Source organism: Brevibacterium sp. FAM 24630, from assembly GCF_049804075.1.
GTDB lineage: Bacteria > Actinomycetota > Actinomycetes > Actinomycetales > Brevibacteriaceae > Brevibacterium.
The window spans coordinates 92873-110946 of sequence record NZ_JBNBZD010000011.1; the positions used below are offsets into that span (position 1 = coordinate 92873).

Below are 18074 nucleotides of genomic sequence, written 5' to 3' on the forward strand. Positions count from 1 at the left end.
CGAAAGGGGAGGAGCCCGCAGCTCGCTATGGTGATGTGCAGGGAGGACGGCGATGAGACAGCGGCCCATCCGCGAGGTCGAGTGGACCCGGGCCCGTGACATCAGACGCGAACTCGAATCCGACACGAAAGACGGGCTCGTCCACGCCGCACGCGAGGTCTTCGCCGCGAAGGGCTTTGACTCCGCGACGATCGGCGATATCACCTCCGCGGCCTCTGTGTCTCGGCCGACCTTCTACGTCTACTTCGCGAGCAAGGCCGAGATCTTCCGCGTCATCGCAGCACGCCTGAGAGACGAACTGCTCGAGGCACACCACCATCCTCAGCGGGTCGCTGACGATCCCGTGCTCGTCTCCCGGGCATCGATGGAAGCCTTCATCAAGCTCTACGCCGACAATCTTGAGATCCTCGACGAGATCGAGAAGCGTGCGCAGGCCGATGCAACGATCGCCGAAATCCTCGAGGTCATGCGCGGCAAACCCTACCGACGGACCCTGCGCCACATTGACAGCGTGCGCGAGGCCGGACTCGCAACGCCCCTGGTCGACGAGGAGTACGCCGCGAATCTCATGCGTGCGGTGAGCATGGACGCGGCCGCCGCGATTCGGGAGGACCGCACCCGGGCCCGGTACTACGTCGATCAGACCACCCGCGTCTACCTCGCCCTGATCGGGTACACCGGCGGGCTCGCCGCGCTCGACGACGACCGGGCTTCGACCGACCCTGCCTGAATCCGACGGCACGAGTCGACCATTTGCAGTGCCCGGGGAATTGGGCTAGAACGGTGATTGACACAGTCGTCAATCAGGCAGCGGGAACCCGTTGCGCGAAGGAGCCTCGATGTCCGACAGCACCTCTGCCGCCACAGTCGCACGATGGGACAAAGCCGCAGTCGAACTGGCCGCACTGCGCTCACTCTGGCCGGAGGAGGTCCCGCACGAGCTGCCTGAGCCTGTGGCGGGGCCCGGGCTGGCGGAAACGCTGATCCACTGGGCCGCCGCACGCCCCGATGACACCGCGATGAGCTACTACGGATGGACCTCGACCTGGGCGCAGCTGGAGCGTGATGTGGCAGCGGTCGCCGGGTGGCTCATGGCCAGAGGAGTGGGGGTCGGCACCAGAGTCGCCGTCTACATGGGCAATTGCCCGCAGTTCGTCCAGACGTTCCTCGCGATCGGCTGGCTCGGCGCCGTCTATGTTCCCGCGAACCCGATGTATCGGTCAGAGGAGCTGCGCCACCAGCTCTCCGACTCCGGCGCCACCCATCTCATCGCCCACCCCCACTCGCGCGAGGTCGTCGACGCCGCTCTGGCCCGGATGGAAACCCCGATCGACGTCACATGGACGGACCCGGCCGCAGTGTTCGCCGAGGATTCCGCCGTCTCACCCAGCTCGGACATGCCCCACCGCATCCCGGCGGCGAAGGACGCGGGCGACTGGCGCCGGGTGCTCGCCTCGGCGGGGGTCGAACATGTGCCGGCGGACCCCGAAAGGCTCGCATCCCTCAACTACACGGGAGGAACGACGGGCCTGCCCAAGGGGTGTGAACACACTCTCGGCCACCTCGCCTACACCGCGGTGTCCGCCCTGGCGGGCAAGGGAGAGGTCCCCGGTCAGAATCGCGCGGTGTATCTCGGCTTCCTCCCCATGTTCTGGGTCGCCGGTGAGAACTTCGGCCTGCTGCTGCCGATCTACAACGGCGGCGAGATCGCCATCCTGTCCCGCTGGCACCCGAAGACCGCCCTGCGCAGCATCGCCGAGCGAGGGGTCACACAGTTCGTCTCGCCCGCCGACGGCTACGGTGAGCTGCTCGAACTGCTCGAGACCGAGGAATTCGCGGACGTCGACCTGAGCTCTCTCGACTCCTGCCAGGCGGTCTCGTTCGTCCGCAAGCTCGACATCGAGCTGCGTGAACAGTGGGAGGCGAGAACCGGAATCGTCCTCCGCGAAGCCTCCTACGGGATGACGGAGACCCACACCTCCGATACATTCACCCTCGGCCTCCAGGGCGAGAACCGTGACCTCAAGGCGGAACCGGTCTACTGCGGATTCCCGGTGCCCGGCACGGACATCCTCGTCGTCGACATCGACCTCAACCCGGTGCCCGTCGGGCAGGCGGGGGAGATCATCGTGCGTTCGCCCTCGGTGACGACCGGATACTGGAAGAACCCGCAGGCCACGGAAGAATCACTCATCGACGGTTGGCTGCGCACCGGCGACACCGGCCGCTTCGACGACCAGGGTGCGCTGACCTATCTGGCCCGCACCAAGGAGATGATCAAGGTCAACGGCATGAGCGTCTTCCCTGCCGAAGTGGAGGGCCTGTTGCGTGCCCACCCCGATATCGACACCATCGCCGTCGCCCCTCGCGAGGACGCTGACCGGGGGCAGGTGCCCGTCGCCTTCGTCATCCCGCGAGCCGGCGCCTCAGCCGATGCCGAAGCGCTCACCGCCTGGGCCAGGGAGAACATGGCGGTCTACAAGGTCCCCGAGTTCGTCTTCGTCGAGGCCATGCCGATGACTGCGACCGGCAAGATCCGCAAGACCGTCCTGCTCGAGGAGCTGCTGGAGGGCGAAGTATGAGCGCCCCCGTCCCCACCGAGGCGGCAGGAATCCTCGTCGCCAACCGCGGTGAGATCGCCGTGCGCATCATCCGCTCCGCACAGTCTCTGGGTCTGCGAGCCGTCGCCGTGCAATCACAGACCGAGGCCGCCCTCGGCCGATCCGCAGGCCTGCACATCGCGCTCGCCGATGAAGTAGTCACTCTTCCCGGGGCGGGAGCCGCGGCCTATCTCGACGCCGACGCGATCCTGTCGGCGGCGAGCTCGGCGAACTGCTCGTTCGTCCACCCCGGATACGGCTTCCTCTCCGAATCGCCCCGACTGGCCGGAGCCTGTGCCGGGGCCGGAGTGGCCTGGATCGGCCCGGACGCCGATGCGCTCGAGCTCTTCGGGGACAAAAGAGCCACCCGCATCCGTGCCGAGGAGCTCGGAATACCGACCCCGCCTGCCACCGGACTGCTCAGCCTCGACGACAGTGATGTCGCCGAGGCGGCAGCACAGGTGCGGGATCTCCTCGAAGGCAATCCGTCCGGCATCGTCGTCAAAGCCCTCGCCGGCGGTGGCGGACGCGGGATCCGCGTCGTCACGGACCGCTCCGAGATCGAGGGCACCCTGCGCGCCTGCTCCGCCGAAGCGGCGGCCGGCTTCGGCGACGACCGCATCTTCGCCGAGGCGCTGATGTCCGGAGCCCGCCACATCGAAGTCCAGGTGATCGGCACCGTCGAGGGGGTCACGGTCCTCGGCGACCGCGACTGCTCCATCCAGCGTCGCCGGCAGAAGCTCGTCGAGATCGCGCCCGCCCCGGGTCTGTCTGCCGAACTGCGCACCCGACTCCATGCCGATGCGGCGAGACTGGCCGCATCCGCAGACTACCGATCGCTCGGCACGGTCGAGTTCCTCGTCACGGACTCGGACTATGTCCTGCTCGAGGTCAATCCTCGTATCCAGGTCGAACACACCGTCACCGAGGCGGTCACCGGCCTCGACCTCGTCGCAGCTCAGATCGCCATCGCCTCGGGCCGCAGCCCCGGCGGCTTCGACGAGGTCGGCACCTGCGGCCATGCGATCGAGCTGCGTGTGGGCGCTGAGAGTCTCACGGACAGCGGTGATCCTGCCCCGAGCATCGGCGAGATCGAACAGATCGCCTGGCCGACCGGCCCCGGCGTGCGCGTCGACACCTGGGCCAGGGCCGGAGTGCGGGTCACCGGTGTCTTCGACCCGCTCCTCGGCAAGATCATCGTCAGCGCCCCGAGCCTCGAGGCCGCCGTCTCGGCCGCAGGGCGTGCCCTGGACGAAACACAGGTGATCGGCATCGAGACGAACCTCGGGCTGCTGCGGGCGCTGACCGAAGTCCTCGATCTCGGAGATGCGACGACCTCGGCCTTCGACGATCATGCCGAGGCGATTGTGCACCGAGCGGCCCTGCTGCAGCAGTCCGCAGACGCTGGAGAGTCGGAGTCGGTGAGCGGCGAATCCGACCGCGAACCGAGCAGTCACCTCGGCGAGGTCGAGGTAGGACCCGACGAGTCGCTGGTTCGGGCGTCCATGTCGGGGACGGTCGTCAGCCTCGGCGAGGACCCTCGGGAGTACGTGCTCCTCGAAGCGATGAAGATGCACCATCCGGTTCACGGTCCGCCGGCTGACGCGGTGCGGCACCTGGTGGCGGCCGGGGACCAGGTCAGGGTCGGCCAGCCGGTTGCTGTCCTCACCGGCGCAGCGGAGTCTGCGGAGGCGACCGATGGGCGACATGAGCCCCATCCGGGAGTGGCCGAGGTCCGCGATCGGCATGCGCAGGTTGAGGACTCCGCCCGCGAAGAGGCGGTCGCGAAGATCCATGCGCGCAATCGCCGCACTGCCAGGGAGAACATCGCCGAGCTCGTCGACGAGGGCAGCTTCGTCGAATTCGGCCCTCTCGTCATCGCCGCTCAGACGCGACGGCGCAGCGTCGACGATCTCATCGCCAAGACCTCGGGCGACGGGCTGATCGGCGGACCGGCCACGGTCGACGGCCGGGAGATCATCGTCATCAGCTATGACTACTCCGTTCTCGCGGGCACCCAGGGTACGCGCAACCATGCGAAGACCGACCGGCTGATCCAACTGGCCGAGTCCAAGCAAGTGCCCATCGTCCTGTTCGCCGAGGGCGGCGGAGGGCGACCGGGAGACACCGACAGGGGCCCGGGCACCGGCCTCGACGTGCCGACCTTCGCCTCTTTGGCCGGACTGCGCGGTCGGGTGCCGCTCATCGCCGTCGTCTCGGGGCGCTGCTTCGCCGGCAACGCCGCACTGGCGGGAGTGTGCGACCTCATCATCGCCACGCCCGACGCGAACATCGGCATGGGCGGTCCCGCGATGATCGAAGGCGGGGGCCTCGGCCGGTTCCGCCCCGAAGACATCGGCCCGGTCGCCGTCCACACGGCCAACGGCGTCATCGATGTGCTCGCCGCCGACGAGGCTGAAGCCGTCGGCCTTGCGAAGGAGATGTTGGGAATTCTCTCCGGAACAGATGAGGTGTCTGCCGCGGGCTCGGCCGAGGGCGCGGCGGACTCGGCCGTGGGTGCGGCGGCAGCCGAGCGAGCGCGGACGATCGTGCCTGCCGACAGGCTGCGAACGTTCGCCATCCGGGACGCTGTCGAGGCGATCGCCGATGACGGCACGTTCGTCGAAATCCGTCGGGGCTTCGCGGCAGGGGCGGTCACCGGCTTCATCCGCATCGACGGGCGGCCCCTGGCGGTCATCGCCAACGACAACCATCACCTCGGCGGAGCGATCGACGTCGATGCGGCACGATCCTTCACACAGCATCTGCGGCTAGCCGACAGCCATGGAGTTCCCGTGCTCTCGCTCATCGACACACCGGGATTCATGGTCGGACCGGACGCCGAACGTGAACCCGGGGTGAGGGCCTTCGGTGACCTCTTCGTCGCAGGTGCGTCGCTGTCGGTGCCCGTCGGGGCGGTGATCATCCGGAAGGGATATGGTCTGGGCGCCATGGCGATGGCGGCGGGAGGCTTCGACGCCACTGCCTTCACCATCGCCTGGCCGAGCGGAGAGATCGGCCCGATGGGGCTCGAAGGCTCGGTGCGCCTGGGCTATGCGAAGGAGCTCGCGGCCATCGAGGACCCGGCTGAGCGCGCGCAACGGGAGGAGGAGCTCATCGCAGCCGAATACGAACAGGGCAAGGCGATGAGCGCGGCCATGATCTTCGACATCGACGATGTCATCGACCCGGCGCTCACCCGGGAATGGGCACGGATGCTGCGCACTCCCTGAGCAGTCGGGTCCGCCCCTTCCCAACTGTACCGTCCAGACGGTACAGTTGGGTGAATGACGACGACGCTGATTCCACAGCTGCGCGCCGGCCGGCGCGAATGGGCCGGCCTGGCTGTGCTCATGATCCCCGTGCTGCTCATCTCCATCGACAACACGGTGCTCGGATTCGCCATCCCGGCCATCAGCGTCGGCCTGCATCCGACGGGAGTCCAACTGCTGTGGATCGTCGACATCTACGCCCTCATGCTCGCCGGACTGCTCGTGGCGATGGGCAGCCTCGGTGATCGGCTCGGTCGGCGTCGACTGCTCATCATCGGCGCGGCCGGCTTCGGGGCGGCGTCTCTGCTCGCGGCGTTCTCCACCTCGGCGGAGATGCTCATCCTCGCTCGTGCGCTGCTCGGAGTCTTCGGGGCCACCCTCATGCCCTCGACGCTTTCGCTCATCCGCAACATCTTCGCCCACGAGCGTGACCGGCGGGTGGCCATCGCCACCTGGGCGGCGATGTTCTCCGGTGGCGCGGCACTCGGCCCGATCCTCGGCGGAATCCTCATCGAACACTTCCACTGGGGGTCGATCTTCTTCATCAACATTCCGCTCATCGCCGTCTTCATCCCGGCGGCTCTGTGGCTGCTGCCCGAATCGCGGGACCCGAATCCCGGCCGCATCGACCCGGCCTCGATCCTCCTGTCGATGCTCGCGCTGGCTCCCTTGGTCTTCGCCCTCAAACACGCGATGACCGCAGGCGCTGACATCCTCTTCTGGCTCACCCTCTCGGTGGCCATCGTCGCGGGAGCAAGTTTCGCACTGCGCCAGCTCGCACTGCCGACTCCGATGCTCGATGTTCGACTGTTCGCGAACTCGGTCTTCACCTCCGCGGTGGCCTCGAATCTGCTGAGCGTCATGGGCCTGGCCGGATTCCTCTACTTCGGCACCCAGCTGCTCCAGCTCGTCCTCGGCCTCACCCCGGTCGAAGCCGCGCTCGTCCTCATCCCCGGGCTCGTGACCTCGATCGTCTCCGGCTACCTCGTCGTGCCGATCGTCACCCGCCTCGCCCCGCGCGTAGTCGTTCCCGCCGCACTGCTGCTCAACGCCGTGGGCATGGGCATCGTCGCGTTCACCGGCGAGCACACCGTGACCGGAATGCTGGTCGCGTTCCTCATCCTCGGCATCGGGCTCGGCGCGGCCGAGGTGGTCACCAACGACCTCATCCTCGCCGCGGTCCCGGCGAACAAGGCCGGGGCCGCCTCGGCGATATCGGAGACCGCCTACGAACTCGGTTCAGTCATGGGCACGACCGTCCTCGGCGGGCTCTCGACCTTCGTCTTCGGGTCGGCCTTGGCTTCGGAGATCGGTGCGAAAGCGGGCCAACCGCAATTCGACACCTTGGGTTCGGCTCTCGAATACACCGCCGAAACGGGAGGCGCGACCGCCCACCGCATCGCCGAGGCGGCCCTGTCCTCGTTCGAGACAGGAGTGCAGTGGGCCGCCGGTGCGGCCGTCGTCCTCGTCCTCATCGCCGCGGTGCTCACGAGCTTCGGACTGCGAGGTGCCGGACGGCTCCTGCCTGGAGCCGACGCCGAGGCAAACGACGAGGCGACCGCCCCGTAATGGGTCGGCCGCCTGGTCGCTGCGGGGAATGCGGCGAAGCCGCGGAGACGATCAGCGCACCGCATCCTTCGCGGAGGAGAGCATCTCCTGCGTCGTCTGCTTCTGGCGCCTGCGGGCAAGCACACGGCCGATGCCGGTGTAGAGCAGGGCGGCGATGAGCACGAGGTAGATGACGATCGTGATCGGTGAGGACACGAGCGTCGATGCCTCACCGCCGGAGGCCAGCAGCGCATCGCGCAGGTTCGACTCGGCCAGGGGACCGAGGACCATGCCGATCATCAGCGGTGCCAACGGCACTCCGTAGCGTTTGAGCACGAAGCTGATGATGCCGATGCCCAGGAGGACGAGCAGCTCGAACGTCGACGCCGAGGTCGCGTAGATGCCCAGACCGCAGAACACCGCGATGCCGCCGTAGAGGTAGGGATCCGGGATCTTCAGCAGCTTCGCCCACAGCGGAGCGAAGGGCAGGTTGATGATGAGGAGGACGATCATCGCCACGAAGAAGCTCGCGAGCAGACCCCACACGAGTTCGGGGGAGCGGTCGAAGAGCAGCGGACCGGGCTGGATGCCGTACTGACGGAATGCGGCGAGCATGATCGCCGCGGTCGCGGAGATCGGCAGCCCCAACGCGAGCAGCGCACCCATGGCGATGCCCGTCGTCGCCGAACCGGCCGCCTCGGGGCCGGCGAGACCGCGGATCGCTCCCTTGCCGAACTGCGGGTCGGCCCGCCGGGCATCGAGCTTGCGCTCGAGCCCGTACGCCATGAACGTCGGCACATCGGCACCGCCGACGGGGATGACGCCGAAGGGCAGACCGATCGCCGTGCCGCGCAGCCATGCCGGCAGTGCCTCACCGAACTCCTTGCGGGAGAGGAAGGGCCGACCCGAGGAGTTGACCGTGTTGTCCTTGGCCTGACGTCGGATGCGCGAGGCGATGAAGAACACCTCGCCGAGGGCGAGCACACCCACGGTCACCGTGACCAGGGAGACGCCGTCGAAGAGCTCGGGCACTCCGAAGGTGAAGCGTTCCGTGCCCGAGACCGAGTCGATGCCGATGACGGTGAAGCCGATGCCCAGCACGAGCGCAGTGAGCCCCTTGAGCACCGAATCGGCGACCACCGAGGAGGTGGCGACGAAGGCGAAGAGTGCGAGGGCGAAGAACTCGGCGGGACCGAAGCTCGTCGACAGATCCGCCAATGCCGGGGCGACGAAGACGACGAGGAAGCAGGAGATGAACCCGCCGATGAACGCACCGATCGCGGCGGTGGCCAGAGCCTGTGGGGCCCGCCCGGCCTTGGCCATCTTGTGGCCTTCGAAGGTCGAGGCGATCGCCGAAGCCTGCCCCGGAGTGTTCATGAGGATGGCCATCGTGGAGTCGCCGAAGAGCCCACCGAAGTAGACGCCGGCGAACATGATGAAGGCGCCGGTGGGATCGAGTGCGAAGGTCATCGGCAGCAGCAGCGCCACCGCCATCGACGATCCGAGGCCCGGCAGCACGCCGACGGCGGTGCCGAGGAAGCAGCCGACGAGGACCCACAGCAGGTTCATCGGAGTCAGAGCATGTGTGAAGCCCTCGAAGAGGGACATGAGAGCGTCCATATCAGAAGCCACCTCCCAGGATTCCCGAAGGAAGGTTGAGCCCCAGCATCACCGCGAAGGCGATGTAGACCAAGGATGAGAACGTCAGCGCCACAGTGAGGTCGAACAAGGGCTTCTTCGAGCCCATCGACCTCGCCACGCACCAGAACAGAAGCGCGGCGGCGATGATCCACCCGGCGAACTCGAGGATCAGCGCGAAGGCGGCGAAACCGCCGGCGCCCCAGGCCAGGGATACGAAGTCGCTGTGCGTGCGGTGCTTCGTATCGGCCGCCCGAGCTGCGGCCAGAGCCTTGCGGTCGCCTGCCGGTTCGTCCTCTTCGTGAGGGGACAGGCGCGATGCCGAGACCGCCGCGGTGACCGGGGTCGAGAACGCGGTGTCCTCCTCGACTTCGGTCGGCACCTCGTCGTCGACGTCGACCGGTTCCGGATTGCGCATATAGGCGATGACCAGCAGGATCGTCAGTGCATATCCGACGATCATGATGATCATCGGGAAGAACTGCGGCCCCGGTTTGTCCGCATCCTCGGCGACGTCCATCGTGAGGATGCCGACGAGGAGATAAGTCGAGAAGGCTCCCATGATGAGCGGAACGATCAGTCCCGATCGTCCCTGCCACCAGGTTCCCGCGCCGAGGCGGTTCGTCCGTTCCGTGTCCGTTGCTGTCTGTGCGCTCACAGTCCCAACTCCTTCAGCAGCTTCTCTACCCGGGAGCTGTCTTCCTTGATGAATTCGGTGAACTCATCACCGGTCAGCCACACGTCGGTCCACTTGTTCCGATCGAGGGCGTCCTTCCAGGCCGCGCTGTCGCGGGTCTTCTGCAGCACCCCGAGCAGCTGGGAGGATTCGGCGCCGGTGATTCCGGGCGCCCCGAGCCAGCCGCGCCAGTTCGTCAGCGTCACTTCGTAGCCCTGTTCGGACATGGTCGGCACATCGTCGAAGCCCTTGATCCGCTCCGGAGCGGCGACACCGATGGCTTTGACGCGTCCGGCTTCGATCTGGTCGGAGACTTCGTTGAAGCCGCAGGACGCGAAGTCGGTGGTGCCCGAGAGCAGCGTCTGGATCGCCTCACCGCCGCCGGACTTCGGAATGTAGGTGATGTCGGAGGCGGGGATTCCGCCGAGCAGTGCGAGCTGAGCGATCGTAAGATGGTCGACGGAACCGGCCGAGCCGCCCGTCCACACGAATCCCTTCGGGTCCTTCTTCCACGCACCGACGACATCGTCGATCGTGTTGTGCGGGGAGTCGGCTGCGGCGATGAGGACGTCATAGTCCTCGGCCACGCGGGCCAGCAGGGTGGTGTCAGCGAAGCCGACGGGCGATGCGTTCAGTGCGATGCCGCCGACCATGGCCGTGCCGGTGGCCAGGATCGTATCCGCCTGACCGTGCATGGTCGAGAACTTGCCGAGACCGATGGTGCCGCCGGCTCCGGGAATGTTGACGACCTGCGCGTTGTTCGCCAGCGCCTCGACGCGCATGGCCTGCTGAGTCTCCCGGGCGAACCCGTCCCAGCCGCCACCCGCCCCGGCCGGAGCGATGAGGGTGAGGTTCGATGACAGATCGCCCTGGGCCGAGGCGGCCTTGAACGAGTAGGTCGTCGCCGTGCCGATCGCCGCCAAGGCGATCGCCCCATAGGCGAAGCGACCGAACATTCGTCGTGAAGGATGGGAGGATTCGGCAGTCGAATCCTCGGGAGGTGGCGCCTGTGGCACGGACTTCTCCTTTGAAGGCAGGTGTGATGTGAGACTCACCTTAAGGTGGTGCGCTGACGCGGCGCCTGCTTATGCTCACTCTGCGCGTTCTGCTCATTGAGCGCGTTAAGCGCATTCTGCTCGCCCGGGGGCCTGCGAGGGCCGCGCGAAGGTGCCGCCGAGCACGCCTCGGTCGACGAGTCTGCCACTAGGGTGGACTCATGAGCGAAACTTCCGGTGCAGCAGCCCCCGAATCATCCGAAACTCCGACGGCCTCGTCCGTGTCTTCCAAGTCCGAGTCCTCGAAGCCCGCGAGCCCGACGCTGGCAAGCCCGACCTCGGCCCCGGTGGCGAAGAAGGTGCCCCTCGAGCGCACCCACCACGGGCATACCTTCGTCGATGACTTCGAATGGATGCGGGAGAAGGACTCGCCCGAGGTCATCGCGCACCTCGAGGCGGAGAATGCCTGGACCGCGGCGCAGACCGCTCATCTCGAAGGACTGCAGGAATCGATCTTCACCGAGATCAAGACCCGCATCAAGGAAACCGACATGTCCGTGCCCAACCGGCGCGGCGCCTACTGGTACTTCTCCCGCACCCGGGCCGGACTCGACTACGGCATCAGCGTCCGCGTCCCGATCTCCGGACCCGAGGACTGGACCCCGCCGACGGTCGGCGAGGACGAGCTGCCCGGTGAAGAGGTCGTCTTCGACTCGAACCTCGCCGCCGAGGGGCAGGAGTTCTTCTCACTCGGATCCTTCTCGCTCTCCGACGACGGACGGTGGCTGCTCTACGGCGTCGACACCACCGGAGACGAACGCTATACCTTGCGACTGCGGGATCTGGAGACCGGTGACGAACTCGATGACGTCATCGAAGGCACCTTCGCAGGAGCCTCGCTCGATCCCAGCGGCCGCTTCGTCTTCTACACCACGGTCGACGACGCCTGGCGGCCGGAGAAGGTGTGGCGCCACCGCGTCGGCACCGCAGCGGGGGCAGACACCTGCATCTTCGAAGAACCCGATGAACGCTACTTCGTCGGCTCCGGGTTCTCCCGTTCGGGCACGATGATGTTCGTCGTCACCGGGTCGAAGACGACCACCGGCTACTGGAGCATCAGCGCCGACGACCTCGAAGCCGAACCGCAGGAAGTCTGGCCGCGCGTCGAAGGCGTCGAATACCACGTCGAACACGCTGTCATCGGCGGTGAGGACCGGTTCCTCATCACCCACAACCGCAACCGCGACGACTTCGAACTCGTCGACGTCCCCGCCTCCGACCCGACGGCGGACCCGCGCCCCGTCCTCGCCGACATCGACGGCATGCGCATCGAAGACGTCGACGCCTTCGCCGACTTCATCGTCCTCAGCTACCGCCGTGGCGGCTTCGCCCGCGTCGGCACCATCGCGCTCACCCTGGACGCCGCCTCGCCCTATGGGGCACTGCAGGAGCTGCCCTTCGGTCGAGAGACCGGAACCCTGATGCTCTCGGCCAACCCCGAGTTCGCCCAGACCGCCATCCGGCTGCTCTTCACCTCCATGTCGACTCCGTCTGTGCTCTACTCCCACAGCATCGCGGACGGCACTGACACGGTTCTCAAACGGCAGCCCGTGCTCGGCTCCGTCGAACTCGACAAGTATGACGAGACCCTGCTGTGGGCTCGCGCCGAGGACGGCGCCGAGGTGCCGATCTCGGTGGTCTACCGCACGGACCTGCAGCGCTTCGCCGATCAGGGCACGGCCGCCTCGGCGCCGGAAGAGCCGTCACCGCTCGTCCTCTACGGGTACGGCTCCTACGAAGCGAGCATGGACCCGTATTTCTCGGTCTCACGGCTGTCTCTGCTCGACCGCGGGGTCGTCTTCGCCATCGCCCACGTCCGCGGCGGCGGAGAGATGGGCCGACACTGGTACGACCAGGGCAAGACCACCGCGAAGAAGAACACCTTCACGGACTTCATCGCCGCCGCGAACCACCTCGTCGAGGAGGGATGGACACGACCGGACCGGCTCGTGGCCACCGGCGGATCGGCCGGCGGACTGCTCATGGGCGCGGTCGCGAACATGGCTCCCGAACTCTTCGCCGGAATCAGTGCGCACGTGCCCTTCGTCGACGCTCTGACCTCGATCCTCATGCCCGAACTGCCGCTGACCGTCATCGAATGGGAGGAATGGGGCGATCCGCTGCACGATGAGGACGTCTACGACTACATGCGCTCCTATTCCCCCTATGAGAACGTCACCGAGGCCGCGTACCCGAAGATCCTCGCCGTGACCTCGCTCAACGACACCCGGGTCCTCTACGTCGAACCCGCGAAATGGGTCGCCCGGCTCCGCGAAGTCGGGGCGAACGCCCTGCTCAAGACGGAAATGGTCGCCGGCCACGGAGGCGCCTCCGGCCGCTACGACGCCTGGAAGGAGACCGCGTTCGACTTCGCCTGGATCCTCGATGTCCTGGGACGAACGGATGTCGAGATCGAGCCCTGACGGGACGTCTGTCGCCGGAGATAACGATACTGGGACGATTGTCTCCAAAAGCCGCAATCGGCACCCGGTGTCAGTGCCGGGCAATAGAGTGGATATCATCACATTCGACGTGATGTGCGTCATGGTCTCAGAACGGTCTGAGGCCAGGTGACACATCATTCATCTGCATCGCCCTGCCCTCTCGCGTGCGAGGGGAGGCGGTGCCGAATGCAGAATTCGTGACGGATCCGCACCGGCGGACCGAAATTCCGAAAGGGAGAAGAATGCGTCTCAGGAAATTGGCCACAGCGATTGTGGCGGTCGGTTCGATTCTTGCGGTTTCGGCCTGCTCCGGCGGAGAGGGCGGTGACGGCGGGGGCAAGGACGACTCGTTCGCCATCGGTGTCTCGCAGCTCGTGCAGCACCCGGCGCTCGACGCCGCCACCGAAGGCTTCAAGAAGTCCTTCGAAGATGCCGGCGTCGACGTGGACTGGGATGTGCAGAACGCCCAGGGCGAACAGGCCAACGCGACCTCGATCGCCCAGACCTTCGCCAACGACGACCTCGACCTCGTGCTCGCCGTCGCCACCCCGGCCGCCCAAGCCGCGGCCCAGGCGATCACCGACAAGCCCGTGCTCTTCACCGCCGTCACCGACGCCGAGGAAGCCGGGCTCGTCGACTCCAGCGACAAGCCCGGCGGCAACGTCACCGGCACCTCCGACCTCAACCCGGTCGAAGAGCAGCTCAAGCTCGTCAAGGACGTCAAGCCCGATGCGAAGACCGTCGGCATCGTCTACAGCTCCGGTGAGGTCAACTCGCAGGTGCAGGTCGACCTGGCGAAGGAGGCCGCGAAGGGCCTTGATGTGAAGATCAAGGAAGCGACGATCGCGAACTCGAGCGAACTCGCCCAGGCCGTGGAGTCACTCGGCAAGGTCGACGCCTACTACGTGCCCACCGACAACAACGTCGTCTCGGCCGTGTCGACCATGGTTCAGGCGGCAGAGAAGAACAAGGCTCTGCTCGTCGGCTCCGAAGCCGGCCAGGTCGAATCCGGGGCAGCGATCACCCGCGGCATCGACTACACGAAGCTCGGCGAACAGACCGGCGAAATGGCTCTCAAGATCCTCCAGGACGGAAAGAAGCCTGCCGAGATGCCGGTCGAGACCAGCTCGAACCTCGAGCTCGTCGTCAACCCGAAGGCCGCCAAGGCCCAGGGCGTTGAAATTCCGCAGAAGCTCATCGACGAAGCCGACAACGTCATCGACTGACCCTCGTCGGCCACACCTCGTGACCCGGTGCGCGGAGTCCTGAACTCCTCAGCCTGAGGTCACCGGCGCCGAGGGTGCCGGCAGCACTGCCGGCCCCCTCGGCGCCACCACGAACCACACACCAGAAATGAACGGAAACCCATGTTCGGAGCATTGGAGCTCGGGCTCATCTACGGCGCGATGGCGCTCGGGGTCTATCTGACCTTCAAGGTCCTCAACTTCCCCGACCTCACCGTCGACGGAAGCTTCACCACGGGCGGCGCCACCGCAGCCTCCCTCATCATCGCCGGGGTCGACCCCTTCCTGGCCACCGCCGCCGCGATCGGTGCCGGACTCATCGCCGGATACATCACCGGTCTGCTCCACACCAAGGGCGGCATCGATGGACTGCTCGCCGGCATCCTCACGATGATCGGACTGTGGTCGATCAACCTGCGGATCATGGGCAAAGCGAACCTGCCGCTGCTGCGAGAGGACACCGTGTTCACCCCGCTGCGGGAGAACATGCTGTTGGGCACCTGGGTGTCGATCGCGATCCTGCTCGCCTTCGCCCTCATCCTCAAGTTCGCCATCGACTGGTTCCTCACCACCGATCTCGGCCTGGCCATCCAGGCCACCGGCAACAACAAGGAGATGATCCGCAGCCTCGGTGTGAACACCGACAATTCGACGATGCTCACCCTCGCCCTGTCGAACGGGTTCGTCGCGCTCTGCGGCGCCCTCGTCGCCCAGTACCAGGGCTTCTCCGACATCAGCATGGGCATCGGCCTCATCCTCGTCGGACTGGCGTCGGTCATCCTCGGCCAGGCCGTGTTCGGCAACCGCAACATCTTCATGGCCAGCCTCGGCGCACTGCTCGGCTCCGTGTTCTACCGGCTCATCATCTTCCTCGCCCTGCGCGCCGGGCTCGATACGAACGACATGAAGCTGACCACTGCGCTCCTCGTCGTCATCGCACTGCTGCTGCCCAGGTGGGGCTTCCTCAAGCGGATCCCGTCGCTGCGCGGCCGCGGCAACCGTGCGGCCACCTCGGTGCCGCAGGGCACGACCGACATCAAGGACCCGGCCGAGATCGCTGACATCCCTGCCGGGGCAAGCAGTGCACGCGCCGGGAAGGAAGGCTGAGTGGCATGCTCAAGATCAACACCATCTCGAAGACCTTCTTCGCCGGAACCGTCAACGAGCGCAAGGCGCTGCAGGGGCTTTCGCTCGAACTCGCCGAGTCCGACTTCGTCACCGTCATCGGCTCCAACGGTGCGGGCAAGTCGACACTGCTCAACACGATCTCCGGACGTCTGCCCATCGACTCCGGATCGATCACGATCGACGACGCCGAGGTGTCTCGGAAACGTGAACACAAGCGCGCGAAGTACCTGGGCCGGGTGTTCCAGGATCCCATGGCGGGCACAGCACCGGACCTCACGATCGAACAGAACCTGTCCCTGGCGCTCAAGCGCGGACAGTCACGTGGGCTGGGTCGGGGCACCACCTCGGCGCGGCGGGAGCACTTCAAGGACGAGTTGGCGACGCTCGAGCTCGGCCTCGAGAACCGACTGAAGACGAAGGTCGGGCTGCTGTCCGGCGGACAGCGGCAGGCGCTGAGTCTGCTCATGGCCGGATTCACTCAGCCGCGGATCCTGCTGCTCGACGAGCACACGGCGGCGCTCGACCCACAGCGCGCAGCGCTGGTGACGGCGCTGACGAAGAAGATTGTCGAAGCTGACGGGCTGACCACGCTCATGGTCACCCACAACATGGAGCAGGCGATCGCGTTGGGCAACCGGCTGATCATGATGCACGAAGGTCGCATCATCTACCAGGCCACGGCCGAGGAGAAGAAGGACCTGACGGTTGAGACTCTGCTCGGGGAGTTCTCGAAGCTCAAGGGAGCGACCCTGGGGGACCGGGCGCTGCTCAACTGAGTCGCAGGACCAATCCGCTGAACTCGCGGAGTGGCCGCATCGGCGAGCAGCTGGGCCGGTGAAGGCCAGGGCTGGCTGACTTTACCAACCGGTTGGTAAAGTCGCTGTATGGCTGGTGATGCGCGGACACGGATTCTCGAAGCGGCGAAGGCTCTCGCCGAATCGCACGACTCGGTGCAGGGTGTGACCATCTCGCTCGAATCGGTCGCCCACCAGGCAGGGCTGACGAAGCCGGGGCTGATGTACCACTTCCCCTCCAAACAAGCCCTCATGGTGGGAGTGGTCGATCATGCCGCCGAGCATTGGGCGCATATGCTCGCCGGGCAGGCCGGGAAACCGGTTGGGGAGCTGTCGAGCTTCGAGCGGCACCGCGCCTATGTCGCCGTCGCGACCACGGCAGAGGTCTCCCGCGCCGACTACTGGATCTTCTCCGATGCCCTCTACCACCCGACGTTGGCGGAGGCGTGGAGTGGCCACCTCGGGCCGTGGTTCGACACCGTCGGGCTCGACGCGCAGGCGGTGTCACTGCTGACCGCGGCCCGGTTCTGCGCTGACGGGGCATGGATGTCCGAAGCCACCGGAGTCTTCCGGTCGACCGACCTCGCCGCAGTGCGCGAACACGCCCTCGGACTCATCGACATGGCCGAAAGACTCACCGCAGGAAACGGCCGTGCTGCGGCGAACCGCCGTACCGGAGCCGAAGAGCCCGCAGCGGCAGGTGAGTGCTCAGCCGCCGAAGATCGCGCCGTTGCCGATGACGCCGGCACCGACACCGGCACCGCCACCGGCACCGGCACCGGCACCCGGGAGGTGACCGCATGAATATGACTCGTCTGCTCCTCCTCGCCGTCGCCATCCTCGCCGAGGTTGCCGCAACGCTGATGCTGCGCGCCTCCATCGCCGATCCGGTGTGGATCCCCGGCGTCGTCATCCTCTACGCCGCAGCCTTCTTCATCCTCGGCCTCACGCAGCGACTCGGGATGCCGCTGGGCGCCGTCTACGCCACCTGGTCGGCCAGCGGCGTCGCACTCGTTGCGATGCTCGGTGTCGTGTTCTTCGGAGAAGTCCTCAGCTTGGGTGCCGTGATCGGCATCGTCGTCATCATCATCGGTGTCGTCCTTGTCGAGTCGGGAACGCCCGGCGAATCAGAGACCGTGGAGGAGGTGACCGAATGAGTTGGCTCTGGTTGGTCCTGTCGATCCTCAGCGAAGTCGCGGGCACCCTGTGCCTGCGCGCCAGCGGGGGCCTGCAGCGCAGGATCTGGATCATTCCCGTCGCCATCGCCTACGGTGCTGCCTTCTACTTCCTCGGCCGAACACTGGCCGCCGGCATGCACCTCGGGGTCGCCTACGGCCTCTGGGCCGCTTGCGGAGTCGCCCTGGTCTGCCTGCTCTCACGCGTCATCTGGAAGGACCCGCTGACGCGGAAGGCACTTCTCGGCATCGGTTTCATCGCCGTCGGCGTCATGCTCGTCGAAGCAGGCTGAGCTCAGCGGCAAGCATTCCGGGCAGAGTGGCCTTGAGGCTGTGTCCAGCGGCCGTTGCCGTTTCCTTTGGGAAGACTGCAGAAACTGTTATCGTCTGAAGATATGACTCTTTTCGGAAGTGACGACCCACACCGTGGTGGTTCGTCGACTCCGAATCGTGAACGCCCGAGCTGTGGCTTCGCCGATGACTCCTGGGAACCTGCTGCC

14 protein-coding genes are annotated in these 18074 nt (G+C 66.5%); 11 read left to right on the forward strand and 3 right to left on the reverse strand.

Annotated elements, in window-relative coordinates; genetic code table 11:
- Nucleotides 1–52: 52 nt before the first annotated feature.
- The 4 genes from ACPUD7_RS10295 to ACPUD7_RS10310 all read left to right on the forward strand — a co-directional run bounded on the left by ACPUD7_RS10295 (nt 53) and on the right by ACPUD7_RS10310 (nt 7441).
- On the forward strand, nt 53–730 hold the full coding sequence (locus tag ACPUD7_RS10295) for a TetR/AcrR family transcriptional regulator (protein ID WP_425119833.1): 678 nt from the start codon (nt 53–55) through the stop codon (nt 728–730).
- A gap of 109 nt (nt 731–839) precedes the next feature.
- Nucleotides 840–2582 carry an AMP-binding protein gene (locus ACPUD7_RS10300; protein ID WP_425119834.1) on the forward strand — a complete coding sequence of 581 codons (1743 nt, stop codon included), beginning with the start codon at nt 840–842 and terminating at the stop codon, nt 2580–2582.
- Nucleotides 2579–5833, forward strand: coding sequence for a carboxyl transferase domain-containing protein (locus ACPUD7_RS10305; protein WP_425119835.1), 3255 nt, complete (start codon nt 2579–2581; stop codon nt 5831–5833). Before ACPUD7_RS10300 ends, ACPUD7_RS10305 begins: the two co-directional genes overlap by 4 nt.
- Before the next feature lie 54 nt (nt 5834–5887).
- Complete coding sequence (locus ACPUD7_RS10310) at nt 5888–7441, forward strand: MFS transporter (protein ID WP_135542470.1); 1554 nt, start codon at nt 5888–5890, stop codon at nt 7439–7441.
- A gap of 51 nt (nt 7442–7492) precedes the next feature.
- Here the strand turns inward: ACPUD7_RS10310 and ACPUD7_RS10315 are convergent, their stop codons facing one another.
- From ACPUD7_RS10315 to ACPUD7_RS10325, 3 genes are read right to left on the reverse strand one after another with little or no spacing between them, the layout of a single operon-like run.
- Nucleotides 7493–9040, reverse strand: coding sequence for a tripartite tricarboxylate transporter permease (locus ACPUD7_RS10315; RefSeq protein WP_135542472.1), 1548 nt, complete (start codon nt 9038–9040; stop codon nt 7493–7495).
- 1 nt (nt 9041) lies between these two features.
- A complete protein-coding gene (locus ACPUD7_RS10320) occupies nt 9042–9716 on the reverse strand; it encodes a tripartite tricarboxylate transporter TctB family protein (protein ID WP_240690115.1) in 675 nt (224 codons plus the stop codon).
- Nucleotides 9713–10750 carry a Bug family tripartite tricarboxylate transporter substrate binding protein gene (locus ACPUD7_RS10325; protein WP_240690117.1) on the reverse strand — a complete coding sequence of 346 codons (1038 nt, stop codon included), beginning with the start codon at nt 10748–10750 and terminating at the stop codon, nt 9713–9715. The genes ACPUD7_RS10320 and ACPUD7_RS10325 overlap by 4 nt, the downstream gene beginning before the upstream one ends.
- A 200-nt stretch (nt 10751–10950) precedes the next feature.
- On the opposite strand from ACPUD7_RS10325, the gene ACPUD7_RS10330 reads away from it, so the two are divergent.
- The 7 genes from ACPUD7_RS10330 to ACPUD7_RS10360 all read left to right on the forward strand — a co-directional run bounded on the left by ACPUD7_RS10330 (nt 10951) and on the right by ACPUD7_RS10360 (nt 17867).
- On the forward strand, nt 10951–13212 hold the full coding sequence (locus ACPUD7_RS10330) for a S9 family peptidase (RefSeq protein ID WP_425119836.1): 2262 nt from the start codon (nt 10951–10953) through the stop codon (nt 13210–13212).
- A gap of 263 nt (nt 13213–13475) precedes the next feature.
- On the forward strand, nt 13476–14459 hold the full coding sequence (locus tag ACPUD7_RS10335) for an ABC transporter substrate-binding protein (RefSeq protein WP_135542475.1): 984 nt from the start codon (nt 13476–13478) through the stop codon (nt 14457–14459).
- Between the two features lie 141 nt (nt 14460–14600).
- Complete coding sequence (locus ACPUD7_RS10340; protein WP_135542477.1) at nt 14601–15584, forward strand: ABC transporter permease; 984 nt, start codon at nt 14601–14603, stop codon at nt 15582–15584.
- A gap of 5 nt (nt 15585–15589) precedes the next feature.
- On the forward strand, nt 15590–16381 hold the full coding sequence (locus ACPUD7_RS10345; RefSeq protein WP_135542479.1) for an ABC transporter ATP-binding protein: 792 nt from the start codon (nt 15590–15592) through the stop codon (nt 16379–16381).
- A 108-nt stretch (nt 16382–16489) separates the two neighbouring features.
- A complete protein-coding gene (locus ACPUD7_RS10350; RefSeq protein ID WP_135542481.1) occupies nt 16490–17203 on the forward strand; it encodes a TetR/AcrR family transcriptional regulator in 714 nt (237 codons plus the stop codon).
- Nucleotides 17200–17556 carry a DMT family transporter gene (locus ACPUD7_RS10355; protein ID WP_240690119.1) on the forward strand — a complete coding sequence of 119 codons (357 nt, stop codon included), beginning with the start codon at nt 17200–17202 and terminating at the stop codon, nt 17554–17556. Before ACPUD7_RS10350 ends, ACPUD7_RS10355 begins: the two co-directional genes overlap by 4 nt.
- Entirely contained in the window at nt 17553–17867 is a 315-nt protein-coding gene (locus ACPUD7_RS10360) for a DMT family transporter (RefSeq protein ID WP_135542483.1), read from the forward strand. The genes ACPUD7_RS10355 and ACPUD7_RS10360 overlap by 4 nt, the downstream gene beginning before the upstream one ends.
- The last annotated feature ends 207 nt before the right edge of the window (nt 17868–18074 follow it).